General features: G+C 67.6%; 24 protein-coding genes and 1 tRNA gene. 12 read left to right on the top strand and 13 right to left on the bottom strand.

Annotated elements, in window-relative coordinates; all coding sequences use genetic code 11:
* Window positions 1-8: 8 nt before the first annotated feature.
* Genes GGQ97_RS04790 through GGQ97_RS04785 form a run of 3 tightly spaced genes read right to left on the bottom strand, consistent with a single transcriptional unit; the run spans window position 9 to window position 3843 of the window.
* Window positions 9-413 (bottom strand): acyl-CoA thioesterase, encoded by a 405-nt coding sequence (locus tag GGQ97_RS04790; protein ID WP_342448451.1) that lies wholly within the window; start codon window positions 411-413, stop codon window positions 9-11.
* Window positions 410-1786 carry a M1 family aminopeptidase gene (locus GGQ97_RS14290; RefSeq protein ID WP_245197888.1) on the bottom strand — a complete coding sequence of 459 codons (1377 nt, stop codon included), beginning with the start codon at window positions 1784-1786 and terminating at the stop codon, window positions 410-412. The genes GGQ97_RS04790 and GGQ97_RS14290 overlap by 4 nt, the downstream gene beginning before the upstream one ends.
* A complete protein-coding gene (locus tag GGQ97_RS04785) occupies window positions 1783-3843 on the bottom strand; it encodes a S9 family peptidase (RefSeq protein ID WP_168067881.1) in 2061 nt (686 codons plus the stop codon). Before GGQ97_RS04785 ends, GGQ97_RS14290 begins: the two co-directional genes overlap by 4 nt.
* A 104-nt stretch (window positions 3844-3947) precedes the next feature.
* Between GGQ97_RS04785 and GGQ97_RS04780 the strand changes: the two genes are divergently transcribed.
* The gene (locus GGQ97_RS04780; protein ID WP_168067880.1) at window positions 3948-5735 is read left to right on the top strand and encodes an aminopeptidase P family protein; all 1788 of its coding nucleotides are present in this window, start codon (window positions 3948-3950) and stop codon (window positions 5733-5735) included.
* 51 nt (window positions 5736-5786) lie between these two features.
* Here the strand turns inward: GGQ97_RS04780 and GGQ97_RS14510 are convergent, their stop codons facing one another.
* Both GGQ97_RS14510 and GGQ97_RS04770 read right to left on the bottom strand, forming a co-directional pair.
* Complete coding sequence (locus GGQ97_RS14510) at window positions 5787-6014, bottom strand: GDCCVxC domain-containing (seleno)protein (protein WP_168067879.1); 228 nt, start codon at window positions 6012-6014, stop codon at window positions 5787-5789.
* Window positions 6011-6367, bottom strand: a complete 357-nt coding sequence (locus tag GGQ97_RS04770; RefSeq protein ID WP_168067878.1) for a hypothetical protein — start codon at window positions 6365-6367, stop codon at window positions 6011-6013. Before GGQ97_RS04770 ends, GGQ97_RS14510 begins: the two co-directional genes overlap by 4 nt.
* A 101-nt stretch (window positions 6368-6468) precedes the next feature.
* Between GGQ97_RS04770 and GGQ97_RS04765 the strand changes: the two genes are divergently transcribed.
* Window positions 6469-6825 carry a bleomycin resistance protein gene (locus tag GGQ97_RS04765; protein WP_168067877.1) on the top strand — a complete coding sequence of 119 codons (357 nt, stop codon included), beginning with the start codon at window positions 6469-6471 and terminating at the stop codon, window positions 6823-6825.
* A gap of 54 nt (window positions 6826-6879) precedes the next feature.
* Here GGQ97_RS04765 and GGQ97_RS04760 read toward each other — a convergent pair whose 3' ends face one another.
* Window positions 6880-7419 (bottom strand): hypothetical protein, encoded by a 540-nt coding sequence (locus GGQ97_RS04760; RefSeq protein WP_342448450.1) that lies wholly within the window; start codon window positions 7417-7419, stop codon window positions 6880-6882.
* A 381-nt stretch (window positions 7420-7800) separates the two neighbouring features.
* Here GGQ97_RS04760 and GGQ97_RS04755 point away from each other — a divergent pair, with 381 nt between their 5' ends.
* The gene (locus tag GGQ97_RS04755; RefSeq protein ID WP_168067875.1) at window positions 7801-9714 is read left to right on the top strand and encodes an alpha/beta hydrolase family protein; all 1914 of its coding nucleotides are present in this window, start codon (window positions 7801-7803) and stop codon (window positions 9712-9714) included.
* 86 nt (window positions 9715-9800) lie between these two features.
* Here GGQ97_RS04755 and GGQ97_RS04750 read toward each other — a convergent pair whose 3' ends face one another.
* Window positions 9801-9944, bottom strand: coding sequence for a hypothetical protein (locus tag GGQ97_RS04750; protein WP_168067051.1), 144 nt, complete (start codon window positions 9942-9944; stop codon window positions 9801-9803).
* A 59-nt stretch (window positions 9945-10003) separates the two neighbouring features.
* Here GGQ97_RS04750 and GGQ97_RS04745 point away from each other — a divergent pair.
* The 4 genes from GGQ97_RS04745 (at window position 10004) to GGQ97_RS04730 (ending at window position 12935) form a co-directional block, all read left to right on the top strand.
* A tRNA-Thr gene (locus tag GGQ97_RS04745) sits at window positions 10004-10078 on the top strand.
* Between the two features lie 151 nt (window positions 10079-10229).
* Window positions 10230-10895, top strand: coding sequence for a hypothetical protein (locus GGQ97_RS04740; RefSeq protein WP_168067874.1), 666 nt, complete (start codon window positions 10230-10232; stop codon window positions 10893-10895).
* Between the two features lie 118 nt (window positions 10896-11013).
* Window positions 11014-12015, top strand: coding sequence for a threonine aldolase family protein (locus GGQ97_RS04735; protein ID WP_168067873.1), 1002 nt, complete (start codon window positions 11014-11016; stop codon window positions 12013-12015).
* Window positions 12012-12935: an EamA family transporter gene (locus tag GGQ97_RS04730; protein ID WP_168067872.1), complete on the top strand. Its 924-nt coding sequence runs from the start codon at window positions 12012-12014 to the stop codon at window positions 12933-12935. The genes GGQ97_RS04735 and GGQ97_RS04730 overlap by 4 nt, the downstream gene beginning before the upstream one ends.
* Here the strand turns inward: GGQ97_RS04730 and GGQ97_RS04725 are convergent.
* A complete protein-coding gene (locus tag GGQ97_RS04725; RefSeq protein ID WP_245197887.1) occupies window positions 12932-14194 on the bottom strand; it encodes a M48 family metallopeptidase in 1263 nt (420 codons plus the stop codon). The two genes, GGQ97_RS04730 and GGQ97_RS04725, sit on opposite strands and share 4 nt — an antisense overlap.
* Before the next feature lie 121 nt (window positions 14195-14315).
* Between GGQ97_RS04725 and pepN the strand changes: the two genes are divergently transcribed.
* Complete coding sequence (pepN, locus tag GGQ97_RS04720) at window positions 14316-16919, top strand: aminopeptidase N (RefSeq protein ID WP_168067871.1); 2604 nt, start codon at window positions 14316-14318, stop codon at window positions 16917-16919.
* Window positions 16920-16952: 33 nt separating this feature from the next.
* Here the strand turns inward: pepN and GGQ97_RS04715 are convergent, their stop codons facing one another.
* From GGQ97_RS04715 to GGQ97_RS04700, 4 genes are read right to left on the bottom strand one after another with little or no spacing between them, the layout of a single operon-like run.
* Complete coding sequence (locus tag GGQ97_RS04715) at window positions 16953-17525, bottom strand: ABC-type transport auxiliary lipoprotein family protein (protein ID WP_168067870.1); 573 nt, start codon at window positions 17523-17525, stop codon at window positions 16953-16955.
* Window positions 17525-18478: an MlaD family protein gene (locus tag GGQ97_RS04710; RefSeq protein ID WP_168067869.1), complete on the bottom strand. Its 954-nt coding sequence runs from the start codon at window positions 18476-18478 to the stop codon at window positions 17525-17527. The genes GGQ97_RS04715 and GGQ97_RS04710 overlap by 1 nt, the downstream gene beginning before the upstream one ends.
* A 9-nt stretch (window positions 18479-18487) precedes the next feature.
* Window positions 18488-19276 (bottom strand): ABC transporter ATP-binding protein, encoded by a 789-nt coding sequence (locus tag GGQ97_RS04705; protein ID WP_168067868.1) that lies wholly within the window; start codon window positions 19274-19276, stop codon window positions 18488-18490.
* The gene (locus GGQ97_RS04700; protein ID WP_168067867.1) at window positions 19276-20361 is read right to left on the bottom strand and encodes an ABC transporter permease; all 1086 of its coding nucleotides are present in this window, start codon (window positions 20359-20361) and stop codon (window positions 19276-19278) included. Before GGQ97_RS04700 ends, GGQ97_RS04705 begins: the two co-directional genes overlap by 1 nt.
* A gap of 172 nt (window positions 20362-20533) precedes the next feature.
* Here GGQ97_RS04700 and GGQ97_RS04695 point away from each other — a divergent pair, with 172 nt between their 5' ends.
* From GGQ97_RS04695 to GGQ97_RS04680, 4 genes are all read left to right on the top strand, one after another.
* Window positions 20534-21643: a CDP-alcohol phosphatidyltransferase family protein gene (locus tag GGQ97_RS04695; protein WP_168067866.1), complete on the top strand. Its 1110-nt coding sequence runs from the start codon at window positions 20534-20536 to the stop codon at window positions 21641-21643.
* Complete coding sequence (locus GGQ97_RS04690) at window positions 21640-22428, top strand: NTP transferase domain-containing protein (protein ID WP_168067865.1); 789 nt, start codon at window positions 21640-21642, stop codon at window positions 22426-22428. The genes GGQ97_RS04695 and GGQ97_RS04690 overlap by 4 nt, the downstream gene beginning before the upstream one ends.
* Before the next feature lie 15 nt (window positions 22429-22443).
* Complete coding sequence (locus GGQ97_RS04685; protein WP_168067864.1) at window positions 22444-23112, top strand: HAD family hydrolase; 669 nt, start codon at window positions 22444-22446, stop codon at window positions 23110-23112.
* 192 nt (window positions 23113-23304) lie between these two features.
* The gene (locus GGQ97_RS04680) at window positions 23305-24249 is read left to right on the top strand and encodes a serine hydrolase domain-containing protein (RefSeq protein ID WP_168067863.1); all 945 of its coding nucleotides are present in this window, start codon (window positions 23305-23307) and stop codon (window positions 24247-24249) included.
* A 3-nt stretch (window positions 24250-24252) separates the two neighbouring features.
* Here GGQ97_RS04680 and GGQ97_RS04675 read toward each other — a convergent pair whose 3' ends face one another.
* Window positions 24253-24879, bottom strand: coding sequence for a hypothetical protein (locus tag GGQ97_RS04675; protein WP_168067862.1), 627 nt, complete (start codon window positions 24877-24879; stop codon window positions 24253-24255).
* Window positions 24880-24891 lie beyond the last annotated feature (12 nt).

Raw genomic sequence — 24891 nt, 5'->3', positions numbered from 1 at the left:
TGCCCCTCCTACGCCGGCGCGAGGAAAGGCGCCACGATCTCGGTCGTGATGCGCTGCGGGCGGCCGGTGGCCTTGTCGAGCATCGCCCAGGTCGTGCGGGCTTTCACCAGCACCTTTCCCTCAGCTGAAGTGAATTCCATGAAGCGGTCGAAGCGGGCGCCGCGCGGGGCCTCGTCGACCCAGGTCCGGCCGGTCACGGTGTCACCGACCAGCGCCGGACGGAGGTAGTCGATCTCGTGCCGGATCACGACCCAGATGTAGGCGTCGCGATATTGTTCGGGCGCGGTGGCATACCAATGGCTGGTGGCGACGGTCTGGATCCACTGCACCCACACCGCATTGTTGACGTGGCCTAGCTCGTCGATGTGCTCGGGCTCGGCGGTCAGCGTGAGGGTGAAGCTGGGGTTGGTCACAGGAGCTCCGGCGTCTGGTCTGGCCGCAGTCGATAGCGGATGCCGGCGGCGGTCAGCAATTCCGTCCAGCCGCGCGCGGTGGGCTGGGCCTGGTTGAGCAACGGGCGGATGCGCGTGGCCAGGTTGCGGCCCGCGGCATGGCTTTCGAGCAAAGCGAGCCATTCCTCCGTTGAGACGGCGCCGTCGCCTGCGTTGGCGGCAATCAAGCGGCGGACGAAGGCGGGAAAATCGCCGCCCGCCACCTTTTCGGCGACCAGCGAGAGAATGGCGCCGCAATCATATTTGACCTGGAAGTCCTGCCGCTGCGCCGCGGAAGAAAGGCCACCCAGCTTCGAGGCGGCGAGGCAATCGGTAAGCGATTTCTGCAGGGCTGCGCGCATGTCGTAGCCAGGCTCGGTGGCGCCGAGCGCGCGGATCGCCAGCAGGTCCGCGCCGCCTTCCACGATCCAATTGTCGGCCGCCTTGTCGTAGGTGACCATCTGGCCGAGCCAGAAATGCGCGCTTTCGTGCGCGATGTAGCGATGGGCGAGCGTGCGCAGCGGCGGCGACGGCCGGGTCGCGGCGGCGCCCGAGATGCGCATCAGGACCAGCCCCTTGAGCACCCCGCCGTTGAGGCTTGCCCCCTGCTTGTCGGCCCCGGCCCAGCTTGCAAGCACGGTCGGGCGGAGGTCACCGGGGGAGCCGAGCAGCTTGCGATAATGGTCGAGCAGGCGCGGGGTGAACGTGCGGATGTCGGCGGCCAGCCAGGCCGGCATCTGCGGATCGACCACGGTGGCCATGCCGCCCTGCTCGACCGCGCCGGGCACGCCGAACAGGCCGTAGGTGCCGGCGCTGTTGCCTCGCCGGTAGCCGGCGGTGTCGCCCGCCAGCCTGAGCTGCGACGCGCCGCCGCCGCGGAAGCGGACGCGGGTGCTGGTATCGATGATCGGGCCCGCCTCGGGATCGGGGCCGAGCCGGGCCAGCGCGGCGGGCGTCGCGACCGAGAAGAGCGAGAACTGGCCGTCGAACAGGGCGATCCCATCCTCGCCAAGGCGGAGCGCAGGGACATAGTCGCTGAGCAATTCGCTGGTGTAGGGCGCGACCCGGACCCGCACGGTGCGCGGGACCGGACCGCCGTCCGTCGCCACCAGCGCATCATAGGCACCGCGCCGTTCGAGCCGCACGCCCGGCGTCAGCACCGTCCAGCTGCGCGGGCGCCACGGCTGGCGATCCTCGGCGGCGAGCGAGGAGCGGAAGAAGCCCCAGGCCGGCGCGGCGCGCGGAAGGGTGTAGATCGCCTCGAACCCGCCATCGCCGCGGCGGGTCACGCTGACGTCCGCCGGAGCGTCGGAGGAAGCGGCGGCTGCAAGCGCCGCCGCCGCGGCCAGGATCATTCGGCGACGCCCATCTGGGTGAGGACGAAGGCCTGGTCCTCGGCGGTTTCGCGCAAGGAATCCCAGCGGCCCGACTTGCCGCCGTGGCCGGCACCCATGTTGGTCTTGAGCAGGAGCAGATTGTCGTCGGTCTTCGCGCTGCGCAGGCGGGCGACCCACTTGGCGGGCTCCCAATAGGTGACGCGCGGATCGTTGAGCCCGGCGGTGACCAGCATCGGCGGATAGGCCTGCGCCTTGACGTTGTCGTAGGGCGAGTAGCTCAGCAGCAGCTTGAAGGCGTCCGGGTCGGTGATCGGATTGCCCCACACCGGCCATTCGCCCGGGGTCAGCGGAAGGCTGTCGTCGATCATGGTGTTGACGACGTCGACGAACGGCACGTCTGCGATCACCGCGCCCCACAGGCCGGGGTCGGTGTTGGCCACCACCCCCATCAGCTTGCCACCCGCCGAGCCGCCCTGGATCGCGATGCGGCCGGGGCGCGCGAAGCCGGCGGCAGTGAGGCCCTTCGCGGCGTCGACGAAATCGTGAAAGGTGTTCCAGCGGTTGGTGGCGGTGCCGTCGAGGTACCAGCCATACCCTAGGTCATCGCCGCCGCGGATGTGGGCGATGGCGTAGGCGAAACCGCGGTCGAGCAGGCTGAGGCGGGTCGAGGAGAAGCTGGGCGGGATGGCATAGCCGTAGGCGCCATAGGCGTAGAGAAAGAGCGGCTGGCTGCCGTCCTTCCGGTAGCCTTTCTTGTAGACGACGCTGACCGGGACCTGCTTGCCGTCGCGGGCGGGTACCATCAGCCGCTCGGTGACATAGTGCGAGGGGTCGTAGCCCGACGGGATCTCGGTCACCTTGAGGGTTTCAAGCGTGCCGCTGGCCGGGTGGTAGTCGAACACAGTGCCCGGAGTGACCATCGAACTGTAGACCAGGCGATAGGCGGCGGGGGCAAATTCGGGATTGCTGGCAAGGCCGGCGGTGTAGCTCGCCTCGGCAAAGGGGATGCGGGTGGTCTCGCCGGTGGCGTAATCGCGCAGGGTCAGCTGGTCGAGGCCGTCGAGGCGGCTGGTGACGACGAGGTGGTCGCGGAAGGCGGTCGCCCCGCGCAGGTAGACGTTGTCGGAGCCGGCAACGACCTCGTGCCACTCGCCCGGCGCGGCGGGGTCGGCGGAGACGATGCGGAAATTGATATGCTCGTCATTGGTGAGGATCCACAGCTTGCCATGCGCGGCGTCGGCTTCGTAGAGGCGGTTCTCGCGGCGCGGGCTGATGAGGATCTGTTCGGCCAGCGGATCGGCGGCGGGGACGAAGCGGATTTCGGTGGTGCGGTTATCGCCGGCCGAGAGGAAGATCAGGCTTTCGTCCTGGCTCTTGGACAGGCCGACCGAGAAGCCCTTGTCCTCGGTTTCCTCGTACAGGGTGCGGTCGTTGGCGATGTCGTCGCCCAGGCGGTGGTAGCGCGCGCGGAAGCTGCGCCACTGGTCGTTGACCTCGGTGAACAGCACCGCGCTGCCGTCCGCGCTCCACACCGGGGCGCCGATGCCGACCTCGGTCACGGTTTCGAGGTCCGCGCCGGTGGCAAGGTCGCGGATGCGCAGGGTGAAGCGTTCGGATCCGCTGTCGTCCGCAAGCACCGCGGCAAGGCGCCCGTCGGGGCTGACCTCAAGCGCGCCGAGACGGAAATATTCCTTGCCCTCGGCTTCCTTAACCTCGTCGTAGATCAGCTGGTCGGGGCCGCCGGACACGGGCTTGCGAAACCATTGGCGATATTGGGCGCCGGGCTCGAATGCCCACCAGTAGAGATAGTCGCGGTCCTTGACCGGAACCGAGCGGTCGTCCTCCTTCTGGCGGCCTTTCATCTCCTCGAACAGGGTCTCGATCAGCTGCTCGTGCGGCTTCTTCCACGCTTCGAAGAAGGCATTTTCGGCCTCGAGATAGCCGAGCACCGCCTTGTCCTCGACCGTCGGATAGCCCGCGTCGCGCAGCCAGGCATAATCGTCGATGACGGTGATTCCGTGGCGTTCGAAGGTGGTCGGGCGCTGCTCGGCGCGAGGGGGCTGGGGATCGGGCATCGGGTCTTTCGGGAAAAAGCAGGAGGAGGGGATTTGGGGGGCTGCAGCGATGGCGCAAGGGAGGAGCTTTCGTCCACCCCTCGGCCCGCGCTAGAGGGGCGGGCATGAGCAACCATTCAGACCGCCTCGCCGCCCTCCGCCAGCAGCTCGCCGCCCAGGGCCTCGACGGGTTCGTCGTGCCGCTGACCGACGAGCATATGAGCGAATATGTCGGCAGCTATGCGCACCGTTTGGCCTGGCTGACCGGGTTCGAGGGGTCGGCCGGATCGGCTGCGGTGCTCGCCGACAAGGCGGCGACCTTCACCGACGGACGCTACACCTTGCAGGTGCGCCAGCAGGTCGACGGGGCGGACTGGTCGTTCGAATCGGTGCCCGAAAGCAATGTGACCGACTGGCTCAAGGCTCATGCCCCGGCAGGCGCGCGGATCGGCTACGACCCGTGGCTGCACCGCCGGGACTGGGTCGCCCGCACCCGCGAGGCGCTGGCGGCCAAGGGTGCCGAGCTGGTGGCGGTGACGACCAATCCGATTGACGCGGTGTGGAGCGACCGGCCCGAACGCAGCAAGGCGGCGCTGGTCGTGCATCCCGAGCGGCTGGCGGGGCGGTCGAGCGCCGACAAGCGCCAGGCGGTGGCCGACTGGCTGGGCGAACAGGGCGCCGACGCAGCGGTGCTGGCCGCGCTCGATTCGATCGCCTGGACCTTCAACCTGCGCGGGTCCGACGTGTCGCGCACGCCGGTCGGCCTCGCCTTCGCGCTGGTCCACGGCGACGGCACCGCAGACCTGTTCGTCGAGGGCGAGAAGGTCACCGCCGAGCTTCGCCAGCACCTCGGCAACGGGGTCCGGCTGCACGAGCGGGCGGAGTTCGAGGCGAAGCTGGGCGAGCTTGGCGGCAAGACCGTGGCGGTCGATCCCGAGCGGTCGGTGGCAGCGATCGGCGAAGCGCTGGAAAAGGCCGGCGCCACCATCATCGCCCTGCGCGATCCGACCGTCCTGCCCCGCGCGACCAAGAACGAAACCGAGGTCGCCGGCCACCGCGCCGCCCAGACCCGCGACGGCGCGGTGATGGTGAAGTTCCTGAAATGGGTCGACGCGCACCAGGGTGAGCTCGACGAACTCAAGGCCTCGGCCCGGCTGGAGGAAATCCGCCGCGAGGATCCGACGCTCAAGGACCTGTCGTTCGACAGCATCTCGGCGTTCGGCGCCAACGCCGCCAGCCCGCACTATCATTCGACCGAGAAGAGCAACGTCCCGTTCGCGCCGGGCTCGCTCTACCTGATCGATTCGGGCGGGCAGTATGAGGACGGCACCACCGACATCACCCGCACCGTCGCGGTGGGCGAGCCGACGCCGGAAATGCGCGACCGCTTCACCCGCGTGCTGCAGGGCCATATCGCGATCGACTCGGCGGTGTTCCCGAAGGGCACGCGGGGCGGCCAGCTCGACAGCTTCGCCCGGCGGCCGTTGTGGGAAGCGGGCCTCGATTACGCGCATGGCACCGGCCACGGCGTCGGCAGCTTCCTGTCGGTCCACGAAGGCCCGCAGCGGATCGCGCCGGTCGGCGGTGCCTATGCCGGCGGCGACGAACCGCTGCAGGCGGGCATGATCCTGTCCAACGAGCCCGGCTATTACAAGGAAGGCGAATACGGCATCCGGATCGAGAATCTGGTGCTGGTGGTGCCGGTCGAGGTGGCGGGCGCCGACAAGGAACTGCTCGGCTTCGAAACGCTGACCTTCGCCCCGATCGACCGCCGCCTGATCGATCGCGCGCTGCTCAGCGACCGCGAAGTCCAGTGGTTGAACGACTATCACGCGGAAGTGGTGCGACGGATCGGGCCGGGGCTGGGCGCCGAGGAGCGCGCGTGGCTCGAGGAGCAATGCGCACCGCTTTGAATGGTGGCCAAGGGGCGGTCGCGAGTGTCTGCTTACGACCCGAAGCGGACATCAGGAAGGTGAGCAGCAGCCTGCAACCCCGGTCTCCCGTGCTTCCTGTATGGGCGGGCATGGAACGTCACCGTATGAGCAGTAAACGCAGCAATCGCCCTTGAGTGGGCGAAGGACGGCGCTGCAATGCTTGCAATCGTAGAAAAACTGACAAGCGTCGGTGGGCATCTCGTCGGTGGAAGCTCCCCCACATTCAGGGCAGGTGAGTGTCGATGCTAGAAGAGTCATGTGCCAACTACTTTCGTGAGCGGCGCTTCAATGAACGGCCACGCCGCTGCAATGACCACGAGAAGCGAGGCCACTATCAAAAGCAGAAACGTCGTTTTCGATGGAGGCGCGCAATCAACGCCCACGGCACATGCCCGACGGCGGCGCAGATAAAGAAACCATCCAGTCGCGACCGCAACAAGAGCGATGACCGACAGTGGCCAATGGAATGGCACCATCGGCGTCAAGGCGCCCGCGCCGACGCCGACACCGGCGAGCATCAACGGAAGCACGCAGCATGCCGCGCCTGCGGTTGTAGCTCCAAGGCCGGTTGCCGCCGCAATCGCAGCGAAAGTTGTTTCCGAGAACTTCATGCCGCTGCTCTAGATGTCAGGGTAGGCTTGAGCAACGTCGACAGTCGCCCCCATTGCGATCAAGGAGGAGCGGGCGTTATGCTACTCAGGGAGACCGCTAGATGGATCACGCGACGCCGAACCTGCCGAGCCGGGACTTCGAAGCGACATCGCAGTTCTATCGGAAGCTAGGTTTCGACGAGGGCTGGCGTGACGACGGGTGGATGATCCTGAAGCGCGGCGGCTCGACGCTGGAGTTCTTTCCTCATCCGGATCTGGACCCTGCAACGGGCAACTTTAGCTGCTGCCTGCGTCTAGATGACATGCAAGAACTCTACGAAATCTGCAAAGCTGCTGGATTGCCAGAGCAGTGTTGGGGGTGGCCTCGCCTTCATCCGCCAACCGAAGAAGATAGCGGTAAAACCATCGCCTACATGGTCGATCTAGACGGAACGCTCGTTCGCCTCATCCAAAACTGACGAAATGTCTGCTTTCCACCCATTGCAGACATTCCCACACAGCTTGTTGCTCAATCAACGGGGGCGGCCCGCTCCCCAAGGCGGCGGCGGTGTTGGGATGGGGCGCGCAAGGTCGAACTCGACCCGAAAATGGCGGCCGGGGCGTCGCAATTCGTAGGCGAAAAGCCTTTTCTGCCAGACCTCCATCGCCCAGACGTTCGTCGCCGACTGCGGGATATTCCCGCGGACGAACATCTCCTTAGAGAAGGCATCTGCCGGGAACTGCTGGCGGTTGGACGATCCAGGATCCACCGTGTCGCCGCCGTACTGGGTCTGCTCGGACGGGCTTCCATCCTCGTGTCGGTGATCATGCTTGAGCCGGAGCCCGTTGGCGATGCGGGTCATCACCCAGGTTCGCGATCGGTCCTCTCCGACATGAAACGGAATGCGGAGCGTCTCGCTTGAACACTCCCTGACGTGCATGACGAGCTTCTTGCCCGCGAAGCTGGCGTCCGCGCTGACCGCGGGACTGACGATCCGCCCCTCGAAAGCCTTGCCGCACATCTCGCTGAGTTGCGCGAAGAAGCTGTCCTGCGGCGTGGCCGGGGTCGACACGTGTGTGCATCCGGCAAGGATCAGCGGGAGCAGAAGGAGCGATGTTCTCACCCTCGCGACCATAGGCCGGCCAGGCCATTGCGCAATGAGTGGGGCGCACCCCCGTTGCGGACGTGGTCAACCGGGCACCGTCACGCAAAGGAGAGTGCGGTTGGGTGAATTGGCTCCGATCCTGGCCGCTTCCCTTGTGAACGATCCCCGCTTCATGCGCAGGTGCCCAGCCCGAGGCGGCCGCTTTCCGCCTCTTGGCGGACCCCGGCGGCGGTGCGTCTGATCTTCGTCGTTCCTTAACTCCGAAGGGCCACATCGGATTGATCTGGAAGGGCTTTCCTTTCCCGGCGGCGCGTTGCAGTCTGCCGCCGAGTACAGGGGGATCATGTCATGCGTAGCGTCCTGCAGGCGACCGTTCTCGGCCTGCTCCTTGCCAGTGAGGGCCTGGCTGCACAGCCCGCGTCACGCCCCTCGATCGCCGATTTCGCCGAACCGCCCGTTGCCACCGGCGCCCGGCTTTCCGCGGACGGCAAGCTGCTCGCCGCCCGGTCGTGGCAGGGGGACACCAGCCGCATCCTGATCTTCGACGCGACCAACCCGAGCAAGCCGCCGCGCGCCCTTCCGCTCGGCAAGTCCGACGTCACCTCGATCAGCTGGGCCGGTGCGAACCGCCTGCTGCTTCGAGTCCGCAAATATGAGAAGCTGTTCGACCAGGTCTATCCGTTCACCCGGTTGATCGTGGTCGACATCGACACCGGGCAAAGCCGGGTCGCCGACCCCGCCAACCAGGGCGTGCTTGGCGGCGACGTCCTGTACACCGATCCGGACGGCCAGACCGCCCTGGTGGCGAGCCAGGACACCATCTTCGACACGCCTGCCGTGAAGCGGGTGGACCTCGCCACCGGCAAGGCGACCCTGGTGGAGAAGCCGCGTCCCGATGTCTGGGACTGGTATGCCGACAGCGACGGCGTCGTCCGCGCCGGCTTCGCCTATGACAACCGGGCGTGGAAGCTGTTCTATCGCGACAAGGCGGGTGAACCTCTGCGGACCATCAAGGGCAAGTTCGACAAGAATTCTGATTCCAGCGTCGACCGCTTCACCTTCGGCCGGGCGGGGACCGGCACCATCATCACCAACGAGCGGACCGGCCGCTTCGGCGTGTACCGCTACGACTTCACGTCCGGCAGCATTGGCGAGGCGATCTTCGAGGATCCCGAGGTCGACGTCACCGGCGTCTGGGGCGACCGCTGGTCGGGCGACATCTCCGGAATCGAGTATGAGAATGACCGCAAGCGTTTCGTGTGGCTCGATCCCGACCTCAAGCAGACCCAAGCCAGGATCGACAGGGCCTTGCCCACCACGGTCAACGAGATCGTCTCCCGCTCGCGCGACAAGGCGAAGCTGCTGATCTTCTCCAGCAGTGCTTCCGATCCTGGAGCCTATTTCCTGCTCGACCAGACGACGCGGAAGATGAACCCGGTCTATGCGCCCCTTGCGCGGATCGATCCCGCGCAATTGTCCGCGACGACCCACCTGCGCTACGCGGCCCGCGACGGCCTCGGCATTCCGGCCTATCTGACCCTGCCCAAGGGCAAGCCGGGAAAGCTGCTTCCCACCATCGTGATGCCCCACGGCGGGCCGTTCATCCGCGACAGCTGGGAATATGACACCTTTGTCCAGTTTATAGCGAGCCGCGGCTATGCGGTCTTCCAGCCGCAGTTTCGGGGCTCGACCGGCTACGGCAAGAGCTTCGTCGAGAAGGGCTATGGCCAATGGGGCCGGGCGATGCAGGACGACCTCGACGACGGGCTCGATCACCTGATCAAGACGGGCGTCGCCGATCCCAAGCGGGTGTGCATCGTCGGGGCCTCCTATGGTGGCTATGCCGCGCTGTGGGGCGCGATCCGCAACCCGGAGCGCTATCGCTGCGCCGCCAGCCTGGCCGGGGTCACCGACCTCGACGCGCAGCTCAAGGCCAACCGCAAAAGCTTCACCGCGACCCGCTATTTCCGCGAATGGCGGACCAAGGTGGCCGGTGAGCAAAAAGTCGATCTCGCCACCGTGTCACCGTTGCAGCAAGCGGCGCGGCTCAAGGTGCCGGTCCTGATCGGCCATGGCGAAAAGGACGAGGTGGTCCCGGTGCGTCAGGGCCGGGCGATCGTTCAGGCGCTGCAGGGCGGGCGCGCCGAAGTCACTTCTGTCTTCTACGCCAAGTCGGGCCACGACCTGGAGGGAGAAGGCGACCTGGCCGATTACCTGGGTCGGCTCGAGGCCTTCCTCCACAAGCATAATCCGGCGGGCTGAGACGGCGTGGGAGACGAGGCCGCTCGCGTCCCTCGTTGCCAAGAGCCCGATCTTCCCGGCGCTGGCCCGGCAAGCCGTAACGGCGGTCAGTCCGGCCGGTCCCCTCGGCCTTCGTCGCTTGGCGCCGGTGCATCGAAATCGGGCTTCGCCGGGGCGCCGGCGGCCTTCCGCTTTCTGAGGTTCTCGCGCAACGCGGCGGCGAGTCTTGCGTCTTTATCCTTGTTTGCCATTCCTTTTCCTTGACACCTCATGGGCGGCACCGCCATAGGCCCGCCCGTCTCCGGACAGTGCTGCCGTAGCTCAGTGGTAGAGCGCATCCTTGGTAAGGCTGAGGTCGTGAGTTCAATCCTCACCGGCAGCACCATTCTTCCCCCTCTCAGAACCGACCCACGGGACCCCCGCCCGGGGCCAGGCGGAAACGCGAAAAACCGAGGCTTGATCAATTTAGATCAGCAACATAGGTAAGCAATTGCGGCCAGTAAGGCCGTGATGCTTTCCCGGGGGGAAGAATTTTTATGCGTCATGTTCTCGTAGCGGCCTGCGCCGTTGCCTTTGTTGCGTCGCCTGCGCTGGCCCAGACCAGGTCGAGTGCGGCCAGCGTCGGAGTGACCGGCGGCACGCTTGGCATCGGGCCGGAAATCGGCTGGCGGTCGACCAACTTCGGTGTTCGCGGCAGCGCCACCCTCTTCAGCCTCAGCCGCGGGGTCGATTCGGACGGCATCGAATATGATGGCGACCTCAAGCTTCGCTCGTTCGGCGGCAGCCTCGATTTCTATCCGGGCGGCGGCGGGTTCCGTCTCTCGGGCGGCGTCCGCGCCGGCAAGAACCGGGTCGAACTGACTGCCACCCCGGCGGCGACCACCAGCGTCGAAGTCGGCGATGTCACCTACACCGGCGCGCAGATCGGCACGCTGAGCGGTGAAGTGCGGGCCAGGAAGGTCGCCCCGACCCTGACGCTGGGCTACGGCGGCGGTGTCGGCAGTGGCGTCTATTTCGGCATCGACGCGGGCGCCATGTTCCAGGGCAAGCCCAAGGTCCGCAGCCTGACCGCGACCGGCCCGATCTCCACCAACGCGGCATTCCAGACCCAGCTCGCCAACGAGCGGCGCGAGATCGAAGAAGATATCGACAACTTCAAGGTCTACCCGATCCTCCAGCTCGGCCTCGGCTATCGCTTCTAAGGCGATAGGCCTGCTGGCCTGATGGAAGGCGGCGCCGGTCAGGGGTCCGGCGCCGCCTTTTTCGTGCTCGGGGCCAAGGCCATTGGAGCGCGGCCCGCGGGTGGCTAAGGGCAAACTCATGCGCTTCTTCTCCGACAATGCCGCGGCGGTTCATCCGGCCGTGTTCAAGGCCATGGCCGAGGCCGACCGGCTCGACACCGCTTATGACGGCGATGCCTGGAGCAACCGGCTGGACGCGACCTTTTCGGCGCTGTTCGAGCGCGAGGTCGCCGTCTTGTGGGTGACCACCGGCACCGCCGCCAACTGCCTGGCGCTGGCCGGGCTGGTCCCGCCATTTGGCGGCGTGCTGTGCCACCGCGAAGCGCACATCCAGGTCGACGAGGCCGGGGCGCCCGAATTCTTCACCGGCGGGGCCAAGCTGCTGCTGGTCGACGGGCCGGGCGCCAAGCTGACGGTGGATGCTCTGGAAGACGCGCGCAGCCGGATCCGGCCCGACGTCCACCAGGTCCAGGCCGATGCCCTGTCGATCACCAATGCGACCGAATATGGCCTGACCTATTCGGCGGCGGAGACGGCCGCGCTGGGGGCCTGGGCCAAGAGCCACGGACTTGGCTTCCATCTCGACGGGGCGCGGTTCGGCAATGCGGTGGCATCGACCGGGGCCAGCGTCGCCGACCTGACCTGGCGCGCGGGCGTCGATGCGCTGAGCTTTGGCTTCGTCAAGAATGGCGGGCTGTCGGCCGAGGCGCTGGTGCTGTTCGATCCTGGCCTCGCCGACGGCATCAGGCGCCTCCGCAAGCGGTCGGGGCACCTGCTGAGCAAGGGCCGTTACCTCGCCGCGCAGCTGCTCGCGATGGTCGAAGACGACGTCTGGCTGGCCAATGCCCGGGCCGCCAACGCCGCGGCGCGGCGGCTGGCCGAAGCGGCGGGCCAGCGGCTGGTCTATCCGGTCGAAGCCAATGAAGTGTTCCTCAAGGTCAGCGCGGCGGAAGCGGCGGCACTCCGGGCGCAGGGCTTCGATTTCTACGACTGGGGCGTCGGCGAAGCGCGGCTGGTGACCAGCTGGAACCAGGACATGGCCGCCGTCGAAACTCTGGCCCGCGCGATCGAAGGGCTGTGAGCGCACCGCTCAGCAAGGGCACCGTCCTTGTCTTCTTCTGCATCATCACGCTGATCTGGGGATCGACCTGGATCGTCATTCGCGATCAGCTGGGCGTCGTCCCGGCGCATTGGTCGGTGACCTATCGCTTCATCATCGCGGCGGCCGCGATGGCGGCCTACACCCGCTGGCAGGGAAGTCCGCTGAAGCTCCCTCCGGACGCATGGAAGGTCGCGGCGCTGTTCGGCTTTTGCCAATTCTGCGTGAATTTCAATGCGGTCTATCTGGCCGAGCATCACATCACGAGCGGGCTGGTCGCCTGCGTGTTCGCGCTTCTCCTGATCCCCAACAGCCTGCTGGCGTGGGCGTGGACCGGGCACAAGCCGACCCGCGCCTTCATCCTGTCCGCGATTCCTGCGATCGGCGGCATTGCGCTGTTGTTCTGGAACGAGGTGCAGAGCGCACGCGCGCCGTTGGACGAAGTGCTGCTGGGCATCGGGCTGACCTTGCTTGGCGTGATGGGGGCGAGCGTCTCCAACGTGCTGCAGACGACCGACAAGGCCAAGGCGGTGCCGCTGCCGACCATGCTGACCTGGGGGATGATCTTCGGCGCGGCGTTCGACGCGCTGTTCGCGCTGGCGGTCAGCGGACCGCCGGTGTTCGACCCGCGGCCCGGCTACTGGCTCGGACTCGCCTATCTTGCGCTATTCGCCTCGGCGCTGGCGTTCAGCCTGTACATGCCGATCATCCGCACCATCGGCGCCGGTCGCGCGGCCTATTCGAGCGTGATCGTGCCGATCATCGCGATGGCGCTGTCGACCGTGTTCGAAGGCTATCGCTGGACCACCCTGGCCGCCGCCGGAGCGGTGCTGGCGATGGCCGGCATGGTGTGGGCGCTGACCAGCCGCCGCGAGGCCGAGCCGGTGCCGCTCGCCGACTAGTCCTTGACCGGCAGCGGCGCGGGTCGCTGGAGGACGCGCTTTTCGGGCGGCAGCTCGGCAAGGTGGCGGGCCTTCCATTCCATCGACATCCGCGCCCGGTTGGCGCCCGACGGATGGTCGAAGAAGATCAGCTCCTCCAGGTGCCCGGGCTCAAGCTTGCGATATTCGGACAAGCGCATCGCGACATGGGCGAAGCCGTCGGGCTCGCGCGCGGCGTCGAGACCGAAGGCGTCGGCTTCCACCTCGTGGATGCGGATGATCGAGTGGGTGAGCGGGGTCGCAAAGAACATTCCGACGCTGAACAGGATGACCAGCAGCGGCAGCGAGGCCGGATCGGCGACCTCGCGCACGCTCCAGCGGCGGCCGTAGCGGGCAAGCAGGCGCGGCGCCGCGGCCCAGGCGAACAGAAACACGAACAGGAAGATCAGCCCGAACCCGCCGATCAGCTTCCACACGTGGTTCAGGACGTAATGACCAAGTTCGTGCCCCATCACCGCCTTGACCTCTTCGGGTGCGGTCCGGCCCAGCAGGTTGTCGTTGAGGCTGATGCGAATGGTCGGTCCGAGGCCGCTGACATTGGCCGAAATGCGGTCGGTCTGCTTGGAAGCATCGAACACGTAGACATTGTCCGCAGGCACGTTGTTGGCCCGCGCCATGGCCAGGATCTCCTCGCGCAGCGGGCTCTCGGCCATCGGCGTGTAGGTGTTGAACAGGGGCGAGATGAACACCGGCGCAAGCAGTGCGCCGAAGGTCAGGAAGGCGACGGTGACCGCGGTGCCCCACAGCCACCAGCTGCGCGGGGCGCGGCGGATCACGGCATAGATGGCGGCAATCGCGAGCGCGCCGACCACCAGGTTGATGAGGAGGTCGGTCAGCTGCTCCCCGCTCCACGCGCCGAAGGTCAGGTTCGACATCGCATATTGATGCTCGCGCCAGTAATCGGTGTAGATGGTCCACGGCAGCAGGATCAGGCCGGTCGCGAAGGTGTAGGGCAGCCAGTAAAGCATGGTGCGAAGCGAGGGGCGGCGCACGCGGCGGGCGGCCCAGGCGCTCCACCGCGCCGACCAGCCGAAATGCAGCAGCGCCCAGTTCACCGCGATGCTGATGAGTGCCCCCCACAGGATCAGCCAGTAGCCGCCCTCGAAATAAGCGTCGGAGCGAAGCCTGGCGGGCCCCTGCACCATCGCGAGATAGGCGCGCGTCGCCGCGTCGACATCGAACGCGTCTGCGGCGCTCGCGGCCAGCATCGTCGTGATCATAAGCTCGTTTTCCCCCTGTGGAGCCGAGCTTAGCGGGGCCGCGACGGTTCGCCAGACCGCTTCGACGGACCGACGAGCGCAAGGATTGTCGCTTCCGAACACCGCGACTAAGTCCGTGGCCATGCTCGATATACGCGCGTCGCTCGACGCTCCCGCCGCCGCCCCGACCGCCATCCGCCGCGAGGATTATCAGGCGCCCGACTGGCTGGTGCCGGAGGTCGAGCTGGCGTTTGCGCTGGACCCGGCGCGAACGGTGGTGACGGCGCGGCTGAGCGTCACTCGTAACGGCGGGCACGACCGCCCGCTGCGCCTCGACGGCGAGGAGCTGGAGCTTCTCTCGCTGCGGGTCGACGGGAAGCCAAGCGAGCCGCGGTTCGAGGACGGGCGGCTGGTGGTCGATCTCGAAGGGGACGCCGCAACGGTCGAAACCGAGGTCGCCATCGCGCCGGAGAAGAACAGCCAGCTGATGGGGCTCTACGCTTCGGGCGGGATCCTCTGCACCCAGTGCGAGGCCGAGGGCTTCCGCCGGATCACCTTCTTCCCCGACCGGCCCGACGTGCTGAGCCGCTACCGGGTTCGGCTGGAGGCCGACCGGACCCGCTTCCCGGTGCTGCTGGCGAACGGCAACCCCCTTGAACAGGGCGAATGCGGCGACGGGCGCCATTTCGAGCTGTGGGAGGATCCCTTCCCCAAGCCCTGCTACCTGTTCGCGATCGTCGCCGGCGACCTGCAATGCAACCGCGACAGCTTCACCACGATGAGCGGGCGCGCGGTCGATCTCGGCATCTGGGTCCGCGAAGCCGACCTGCCCAAGACCAGGCTGGCGATGCAGGCGCTGAAGGACAGCATGGCGTGGGACGAGCGCACCTACGGGCGCGAATATGACCTCGACCGGTTCAACATCGTCGCGGTCAGCGATTTCAATTTCGGGGCGATGGAGAACAAGGGCCTCAACATCTTCAATACGCGCTACGTGCTGGCCGACCCCGAAACCGCCAGCGACGGCGACATCGACGCGGTAGCGGCAGTGGTCGCGCACGAATATTTCCACAACTGGTCGGGCAATCGCGTCACCTGCCGCGACTGGTTCCAGCTCAGCCTCAAGGAAGGGCTGACGGTGTTCCGCGACCAGGGGTTCAGCGAGGACATGGGGAGCGAGGCGGTCCAGCGGATCGACCAGGTGCGGACCTTGCGCGCGGCGCAGTTCCCCGAGGACGCAGGGCCCCTCGCCCACCCGATCCGGCCCGACAGCTACCTGGAGATCGCCAACTTCTACACCGCGACGGTGTACAACAAGGGCGCCGAGGTGATCCGCATGATGCGGACGATCCTGGGCGCCGAAGCCTATCGCCAAGGCACCGACCTCTATTTCGAGCGGCACGACGGGCAGGCGGTCACCTGCGAGGACTTCGTGGCCTGCATGGAGGAAGCGAGCGGGGCCGACCTGTCGCAGTTCCGCTTGTGGTATTCGCAGGCCGGAACCCCGACCGTTCGCGCCCGGCTGGAGCAGGGTGCGACCGGCGCCGCCCTGCACCTGGCGCAGGACATCCCCGCGACCCCCGGACAGCCGGCCAAGCAGCCGATGGCGATCCCGCTCAAGGTCGCGCTCATCGGCGCGGAGAGCGGGCGCGAGATCGTGCCCGAGCGGCTTGTGTTGCTCAACGGGGCCGAGCAGGTCGAGACGTTCGAGGGCGTGGACGAGCCCGCCTTCCTGTCGATCAATCGCGGCTTTTCAGCCCCGGTGATCGTCGCTGCGGAGCGCCGGCAAGGCGAGATCGAGGCGCTGGCGGCGGGCGACAATGACAGCTTCGCGCGGTACGAGGCCGGACAGGAGCTGATGACCCGCGACCTCTTGGCGGCGATCACCGCCGGCGGGCCGGTCGCCACCGATGCGATCCTCGCCGCGGTCGGCGCGACGCTGCGCAGCCAGTCGCTCGACCCCGCGTTCAAGGCCGATGCGATCGCCCTGCCATCGGAAAGCCTGCTGATCGACAAGCTCGACCGGGCCGACCCGGCGCGCGTGCACCAGGTCCGCGAAGAAGTGCGGCGGGCGCTTGGCACCGGACTGAGGGACGAACTCTCCCGCGCTTACACCGCGGCCAGTGCGGCCGATCCGGCCAGCCTGTCGGGCGCCGACAAGGGCCTGCGCCGGCTGCGCGCCGCGACATTGGCCTTGCTGTCGGCCGGCGACCCGCAATTCGGCGCGGAGCTGGCGCAGCGTCAGTATGACGAAGCGCGCACGATGACCGAGCGGCAGTCGGCGCTGATGGTGCTTGCGATGCTTGGTCCCGACGCGGCGACGGCGGCGCTGGACGATTTTTATGCCCGCTTCGAGGATGATCCGCTGGTCATCGACAAGTGGTTCGCGGTGCAGGCCTCGATTCCGGGCGAGGCGACGCTGAACGCGGTCGAGCGGCTGCAGGCGCATCCCGCCTTCACCATGGCCAATCCCAATCGCCTGCGCGCGCTTGCCGGCAGCTTCGCGGGGACGCCAAGCGCGTTCCACCGCGCCGACGGCCGCGGCTACGACTGGCTGGCCGACGTCATCGTCGCCGCCGACAAGCTCAATCCGCAGACCGCGGCGCGGTTCGTCGCCCCGCTCGGCCGCTGGCGCAAGATCGAGGAAGGCCGCGCGGCAAGGATGCGCGGCGCGCTGCAGCGGATCCTGGCCGAGCCGGGGCTCAGCAAGGACGTCTTCGAGCTGGCCAGCAAGAGCCTGGGATAAGGATCGTCGTCCCGGCCGGCGCCGGGACGGGGATCAGCCGCCGATCCAGCGCGCGACCTGGTTGGCAACGTCGTTGGCGGCGACGTTGATCGCCGGACCCACGCTCGCGGCGGTGCCGTCGGCGGGCGCGGTGGCGGTGAAGCGGCGGCTTTGCACCGTCGCGCCGCGGGTGGCGGTGGCGTCGTAGGTCACGATCACCTGGCCGGTGGCGCTGTCGACGCCGAACCGCTGGAGCACGCCCGACACGCGGGTGCCGGGGTCGATCCCGGCCTGGCGCGGATCGATCACCACGCGGCCGGTGACCCGCTTCACCGTCTCGCTCAGCAATTGCTGAAACAGGCGGTCGGGGGTTTCGATATATTGCAGGTCCTTGACGTAGGTGACCTGCCCCGCCGTCTCCAGCACGGGCACGCGCACCTGGCGGATATCGCGGCTGGCGATCGGCAGTTCGATGCTGACCGCCTCGCTGGCGGCGGCGGTGCGCTCGAACGTCGCGCTGGGCGTGGCGGGGGTCAGCGTCAGCAGGCTCGACGGGGTCTTGCCGCCGAAGCAGGCCGACAGCGTCAGGGGCAGCGCAAGCGCCGCGGCAAGGGGGAGCAAGCGCATCAGCGGGACTTTCCGGGGTTGTGATCGGGGAGCTTGGGCGCGCCAAGGATGCCGGTGACTCCGCCCTGGTCGAGCCGGCTCGACACGCCTTCGAGGCTGGACGTGAGGTCGCGCAGGTCGCGGACCAGGCGGTTGACCTCGGGCAGGGTCGACTTGGTCAGGTTCTGGACGCCGGGCCGCGCATCGCTGACCAAGGCATCGATGTTGGCGGTGGTCTGCTGGATTGATTCCATCGACTTGCGCAGGTCCTGGGTCGCCGGGCGGACGTCCTGCGAGATCATCTGCTCGGAGCTTTCGGCAAGCTTAGCGACCCGGTCGGCCGCGATTCCGGCGTTGCGCGCGGCGATCCGGGCGTCGGCCAGCGTGTCGGCCATCTCGGGCGACCGCTCGGCGAGGACGCGGGTGGTCTTGTCGACATTCTCGAGGATGTCGGAGATCGCGTTCTGGTTGCGGTCGCTGAGCAGTTCGGTGAGGCGTTCGGTCAGGCGCTGGATCCGCTCCAGCAGTTCAGGCGCCGAATTAAGCAGCGCGCCGAGGCCGCCGGCCGAGCTTGGCACCACCGGGCAGCCCTGCGGGCCGAGCTGGGTCAGCGGGCGGGCGCCCTTGACCGCGCCGTCGAGCTGGATCTCGCTGACGCCGGTGAAGCCGACGCCCTTGATCTGCGCCGTGGTGCCCTGCAGCACCGGGGTCGAATCCTCGACCTCGATCCGCACCCAGACGAATTCCGGGCGTTCGGGAAGCAGGGAGACGCGGGTGATCTGGCCGACCGGAACGCCGGAGAAGCTGACGTTGGAGCCGCGGTTGAGGCCTCCGACGCCCTGGCTGAAATAGATGTCGAAGCACTTGCGCTTCTCGGTGTTCAACCCGGCGATCCACACCGCGAAGAACAGCAGGCCGACCAGGAGGACCAGGACGACGGTGCCAACCAGCACCTGATTTGATCGGGTTTCCATGGCTGCTCGCTATGCCGCTGCCGCGCGGCCGCGCGGTCCGTTGAAATATTCCTGGATCCAGGGGTGATCGAGGGTGAGTAGGTTCTTGATCGTGTCGACCGCGACCACCTTGCCGTCGGCCAGCACCGCGACCCGGTCGCAGATGGCGTACAGGCTGTCGAGGTCGTGGGTGATTAGGAAGACGGTCAGGTCGAGCCGTTCCTGGAGGCCCTTGATCAACTGGTCGAACGCCTGCGCGCCGATCGGGTCGAGGCCTGCGGTCGGCTCGTCGAGGAACAGCAGTTCGGGGTCGAGCGCCAACGCCCGAGCCAGCCCCGCGCGCTTGCGCATGCCGCCCGACAGCTCGCTCGGGAACTTGGCCCCAGCGTTTTCGGGCAGGCCGGACATGACGATCTTGTAGCCGGCGATCTCGTCCAGCAGCGGCTGCTTGATGCGCGGGAAATATTCGCGGATCGGGACCTGCACGTTCTCGGCCACGGTGAGGGTCGAGAACAGCGCGCCGTTCTGGAACAGGATGCCCCACCGGCGGCGGATGTTCTTGGCCTCGTCCTCGGGCCGATCGACCATATTCTCGCCGAGCACCTCGACCGAACCGGCGGTCGGGCGCTGGAGGCCGATGATCGAGCGCATCAGCACCGACTTGCCGGTGCCCGAGCCGCCGACCACGCCGATGATCTCGCCCCGCCGGACGTCGAGGTCGAGGTCCTGGTGGACGATCTGGTCGCCGAAGCGGTTCTCGAGCCCGCGGACGCTGATGATCGGATCCTCGTCGTCGGGAAGGATCGGCGAACCGCGCATCAGATCCACCCGACCGAGCTGAAGAACACCGCGAACACGGCGTCGAGGACGATCACCAGGAAGATCGACTGGACCACTGCGGCAGTGGTCTTGAGGCCGACCTGTTCGCTGTCGTTGGCGACCAGCATCCCCTGGAAGCAGCCTGCAAGCGCGATGATGAAGCCGAACACCGGCGCCTTGATCAGGCCTGCCCACAGATCGGTCGCGGGCACCACTTCGGAGATGCGCTGGATGTAGGTCAGCGGCGGAATCTCCAGGCCGATCCAGCAGAACACGCCGCCGCCGATGATCGCGGTCAGCATCGCCCAGAAGGCGAGCAGGGGCATGACGAAGATGGTGGCAAGGATGCGCGGCACGACCAGGGCTTCCACCGGCGACACGCCGATGGTCCGCATCGCGTCGACTTCCTCGGTGATCTTCATGGTCCCGATCTGCGCGGCGAAGGCCGAGCCCGAGCGGCCAGCGACCATGATCGCGGTCATCAGGGGCCCAAGCTCGCGCACGGTAATCCGGCCGATCAGGTTGATCGTATAGACCTCGGCCCCGAACTGCTGGAGCTGGACCGCACCCTGCTGGCCAATGACGATCCCGATCAGGAAGCTCATCAACCCGATGATTCCGAGCGCGCGGACGCCGACCACGTCGAATTGCTGGACCAGCGCATTGTAGCGGAAGCGCTTGGGGTGTGTGAGGACCGAGAACAGCCCGATCAGCGTTGCGCCGAAGAAGCCGAGCAGTCCGGCAAAAGTGCGTCCGAACTGGAGCGTCCACGCGCCAAGCTCGCTAACGGCGCCGGCCTTCTTGGGGCGCTTGACGTCGCTCGGGCGGTCGGCGTCGGCGACCTGTTCGAGCAGCTTGGCGACATCGGGGCTGGCACCGGTCACGCTGGCCTGGCGGTCGCGGACGGTACGGTGGATCAGCCAGGCGCCGACGGTGTCGATCCGGTCGACCCCCGACAGGTCGACCTCGATCGGGTCGGCCATCGCATCGAGCTCACGCTGGGTCGAACCGGCACGGGCAATGGTTAACGCACCATTGGGCGCGAAGACATTGGATTCCGTCCTGGGCAGCGCCGCCGAAGCCATCAAAGGGGGACATGCCCGGAAAGCAGGGGATCGGCAAGCATCGGGGGGTTAACGCAGAAACAGCGTTTCGGGTGCAACACGATCGCCGGCGGCGGCCGAGGCACTGCGACGGCGGTCGACAAATTCCTGCCTTGTTATTGCCAGACTTTGCGGCTTTGCCGATGGCGCAATCATGGCCGACGCCCCCGCCTCCCCTCCGACCGTGCACTTCGTTGCGCTTGGCGACCCCGACATCCGCCTGTTCGGGCGGACCGTCCGGGCGCGCGCCGAGCAGGTCGCGGCCAAGGCCGGGCTGGTCCCCGCCGAGAGCGAGGACGTGGCCAAGTCGCGGATCGTCGCCGACATGGCCTATGTCTGGGACCCGGCCTGGCTGACCGAGCTCAAGAACCGGCCCGGGTCGGCGCTGATGCTGGACGGCCAGGCGGTGATGATGCACCTCGAGGCGGGGACCGCGCCTTCCGATTTCGATCCCGCCGGCCTGGCCCCGATCGACGCGCGCACCGCAACCCTCAATTATTCGCTGCTGCGCAAGCGCGAGCGGCCGTTCGTCATGCCGCTCGATCCGGCAAGCACGCTGGCCGCCGAGAATGCGCTGTACGACGCCTCCTACAAGGGCGTGACCGACATCCTGACCTTGTACCTGTGGCGGCGGCCGGCCTTCTGGCTGACCCGCTGGGCGGCGCAGGTCGGGATGACCCCCAACCAGGTGTCGCTGATCGGCCTGCTGTTCTGTGCGCTGGCCTTCTGGGCATTCTGGAACGGCAATTACTGGCTTGGGACGGCGACCGGCTTCGTGTTCATGGTGCTCGACACGGTGGACGGGAAACTCGCCCGCTGCACCGGCACCTCGTCCAGGTGGGGCGACCTTCTCGACCATGGGGTCGACCTCATCCACCCGCCCTTCTGGTGGTGGGCGTGGCTGCATGGCCTGGGCAGCGCCGGGCACCAGATGGAGGAAGTCTACAAGGGCGGAATCCTGGCGGTGATCGTCGGTACCTATGTGATCGGGCGGATCATCGAGGGCCTGTTCATGTGGCGCTTCGGGATGCACATCCACGTCTGGCAGGCGGTCGACAGCCGCTTCCGGCTGGTCACCGCGCGGCGCAATCCCAACATGGTGATCCTGGTCGCCGCCCTGCTGTTCGCCCGCCCCGACGTCGGGATCGAGCTGGTCGCCCTGTGGTCGGTGTTGAGCCTGATCTTCCATTCGGTCCGCCTTGCCCAGGCCGAGGGCCGCGCCGCGCGCGGGCGCAAGATCATCAGCTGGCTGGACCGGCCGTGAGCAAGGCCGTTGACGCGGGCGAAGGCTGGACCGTCCTGCTGCTTGCCGGGGCCCGGCCGGGCGGTGACCCGCTGACCCAGAGCCTCAAGGTGGACTATAAGCCGCTGCTTCCGATCCTCGGCGAACCGATGCTGCTGCGCCCGATCCGCGCGCTCCTGGCGGTCGAGGCCGTGGCGCAGGTCCGGGTGCTGACCCAGCAGATCGAGCGGATTTCAGAAGTCCTGCCCGATGACCCGCGGATCGTGGTCGAGCAGTCGGACGAGACCATCGCCGCGACCCTGCAGCGGATCTGCGCCGATCCCGCGACCCGCTTTCCGTTGCTGGTCACCGCCGCCGACCATGCCCTGCTGACCCCGCAGATGGTCGAGGAGTTCATTGCCGGATCGGCCGGCTGCGACGTGTCGGTCGGCTTCGTCAGCCGGTCGAACATGCTGACCCGTTTCCCGCAGGCGCAGCGGACCTGGCTGCGGTTCGGGCGTGAGCGCTACAGCGGCGCCAACCTGTTCGCGCTGCGCACGCCCAAGGCGCGGATCGGGATCGAGCGGTGGCGGGCGGTCGAGCAGGACCGCAAGAAGGGCTGGCGCGTCCTGTTGCAGATGGGCCTGCCGCTGTTCCTCGGCGCGGTTCTGCGGGTACGCGATCTGCACCAGTCGGCGCGCGGGCTGAGCCGCAGCCTAGGCATCATCATCAAGGGCGTCGTGCTGAGCGATCCCACCGCCGCGATCGATGTCGACAAGGCGGCGGACTACACGCTCGTCAACGAGATCCTCGCCGGTCGTGCCTGACAAGAGCCGCGCCTGATGGACCTCGCGATCTACGACATGGACCGGACGGTGACCCGCCGCCCGACCTACACCAGCTTCCTGCTGCATTGTGCCAGGCGGCGGGCGCCGTGGCGGCTGCTGTTCCTGCCGGTCGTGGTCGGGTCGATGCTGGCCTATGTCGCAAAGCTGATCAGCCGGGCGCGGCTGAAAGAGATCAACCACAAGCTGCTGCTGGGCCCGAGCATCCGGCCCGCTGACCTGAAGCCACTGGTCGACAGCTTCGCCGAGGCCCAGGTCGCGCACAACATCCGCCCGGGCGCGCGCAAGGCGATCGCGCGCGACAAGGCTGAGGGACGACGGGTGGTGATGGCCACCGCCAGCTACCGCTTCTACGCGGCCGCCATCGCCGAGCGGGTCGGTTTCGACGACACCATCGGGACCAACACCTTGCTCGGGCTCGACGACAGCGTCCTGTGCCGGATCGACGGCGAGAATTGCTATGGCGAGGCCAAGATGCGGATGGTCGCTGGCTGGGTCGAGCGGTCGGGCCTGACCGGCAAACACGGCCACGTCCGCTTCTATTCCGACCACGTCACCGACGCGCCGGTGTTCGAATGGGCCGACGAGGCGGTGGCGGTGAACCCCCACGGCAAGCTCCGCGAGATGGCCACCAATCGCGGCTGGGCGGTCGAGGACTGGGGCTGATACCGCCCATCGGACCCTGAAATGGGGTTGGCGCCGACTTACATGGGGTCGATGAAAGTCTGGCTGCCGCTTCTCGTAACCCTTTCCCTCCTGTCAGGTGGTTGTTCCGAGGCGCAGGGTCCGCCGCTAGCGCCGCAAACGCCGGGCGAAGGCTCGTCCAGGGTCACCACTCGCGGGCTCGATCCAGCAGCGATGACCGAAGTCCGCCGACAGGCCGAGGCCATCCCTCGGCTTCATTCGGTGATCGTCGCGCGACAGGGTGAGACGCTGGCCGAATATCGCCTGCGCGGCCCGGGGCTAGACCAGCCGGTCAACATCAAGTCCGCGTCCAAGTCGGTGCTGTCGGCGCTGGTCGGGATCGCGATCGGGCGCGGCGTCCTGACCGGACCCGAGCAGAAAATCGCGCCGCTGCTGCGGTCGGACGTCCCGCAAGGCGCGGACCCGCGGATCGAGCAGGTCGAGGTCGGCCACCTGTTGTCGATGCAGGCGGGTCTTGGGCGGACTTCGGGGCCGAATTACGGGGCCTGGGTCGCGAGCCCCAATTGGGTGCGCTACGCCTTGTCCCGCCCGTTCGCGGCCGATCCTGGCGGCGAGATGCTCTATTCCACTGGTTCGTCGCACCTGCTGTCGGCGATCCTGACCCGCGCGTCGGGGCGCAGTACCCATGCGCTGGCACAGGAGTGGCTGGCCGAGCCGCTCGGCATCACGCTGCCGCAATGGCCGCGCGATCCGCAGGGCATCTATTTCGGCGGCAACGACATGCTGATGTCGCCCCGCGCGCTGCTCCGCTTGGGCGAGCTGTATCGCCAGGACGGCGTGTGGGAGGGCAAACGCATCCTGCCCGAAGGCTGGGTCGCGCAAAGCTGGAAGCCCCGGACCACCTCGCCGTGGAGCGGCAATCCTTATGGCTATGGCTGGTTCTCGCAGCAAAGCGGCGGCCGCGAGGTGCATTTCGCCTGGGGCTATGGCGGGCAGATGCTGTTCATCGTGCCGAGCCTTGACCTGACGGTGGTGATGATCTCGGACCCCTCGCCCCGCCCGCGGGAGGAGAGCCATGTCTCGGACCTGGCGCGGATCCTCGCGACCGGGATCATCCCCGCCGCGGAGAAAGGCGCCGGGCCGCCGCCGGTCTCCTGACCCCTAGTGGGTCCAGTCGAGCGTCACCTTGTCGAAGCGCCAGCGGAGCTGGGCCGGGGTGGCGCCGTCGACGTCGTTGACCCGGCGGAGGACCGCTTCGCCCTCGATGCGGACGGGACGGCCATCCTTGTCGGTGCTCGTGATCGTGACCGGCGCGCTATAGTAGAGCGAGCCGGCCGCGCCTTCGAGAGTGCCGGTCGGGACAGCGACCATGATCTTGCCGAGATCCTTGAAGATGTTGGTGAAGTCGGCGCGGCTCCAGCGCTTCCGGTCGGCGGGCGACAGCAGGGCATAGGCCTGGCTGAAGCGCTTGAGCTCGATCGCCCGGGCGAAATCGAGGAGCAGCGCGCGGGCGCCGGTTTCACTGCGCTCGGCGCGGTCGGTGAGCGGGGGCGTGGTCGGAGCGGGCGCGGCCGCCTCATTGCCGGCGGGGCCCGGCGCCGGTGTGGAGTCGCCGGTCGCCGGTTCGGCCGGGGGCGCTGCGGGCGCCGGCGGGGCCGGTGCCGCGCTGTCGGACGCGGCGCTGGCGGCATTCTCCGCCGGAGCGACGGCATTGTCGGGGGCCTGCTGCTGACAGGCGGCGAGCGCGAGGGCGAGGCCGAGCGCTGGAAGCTTGTTGGTGCTGGTCATGGGGACCGAACC

This window comes from Sphingomonas kaistensis (genome assembly GCF_011927725.1).
Taxonomy (GTDB): Bacteria; Pseudomonadota; Alphaproteobacteria; order Sphingomonadales; family Sphingomonadaceae; genus Sphingomicrobium; species Sphingomicrobium kaistense.
The sequence above is the reverse complement of the archived record's forward strand: the minus strand, read 5'-3'. Positions and strand labels throughout refer to the sequence as shown.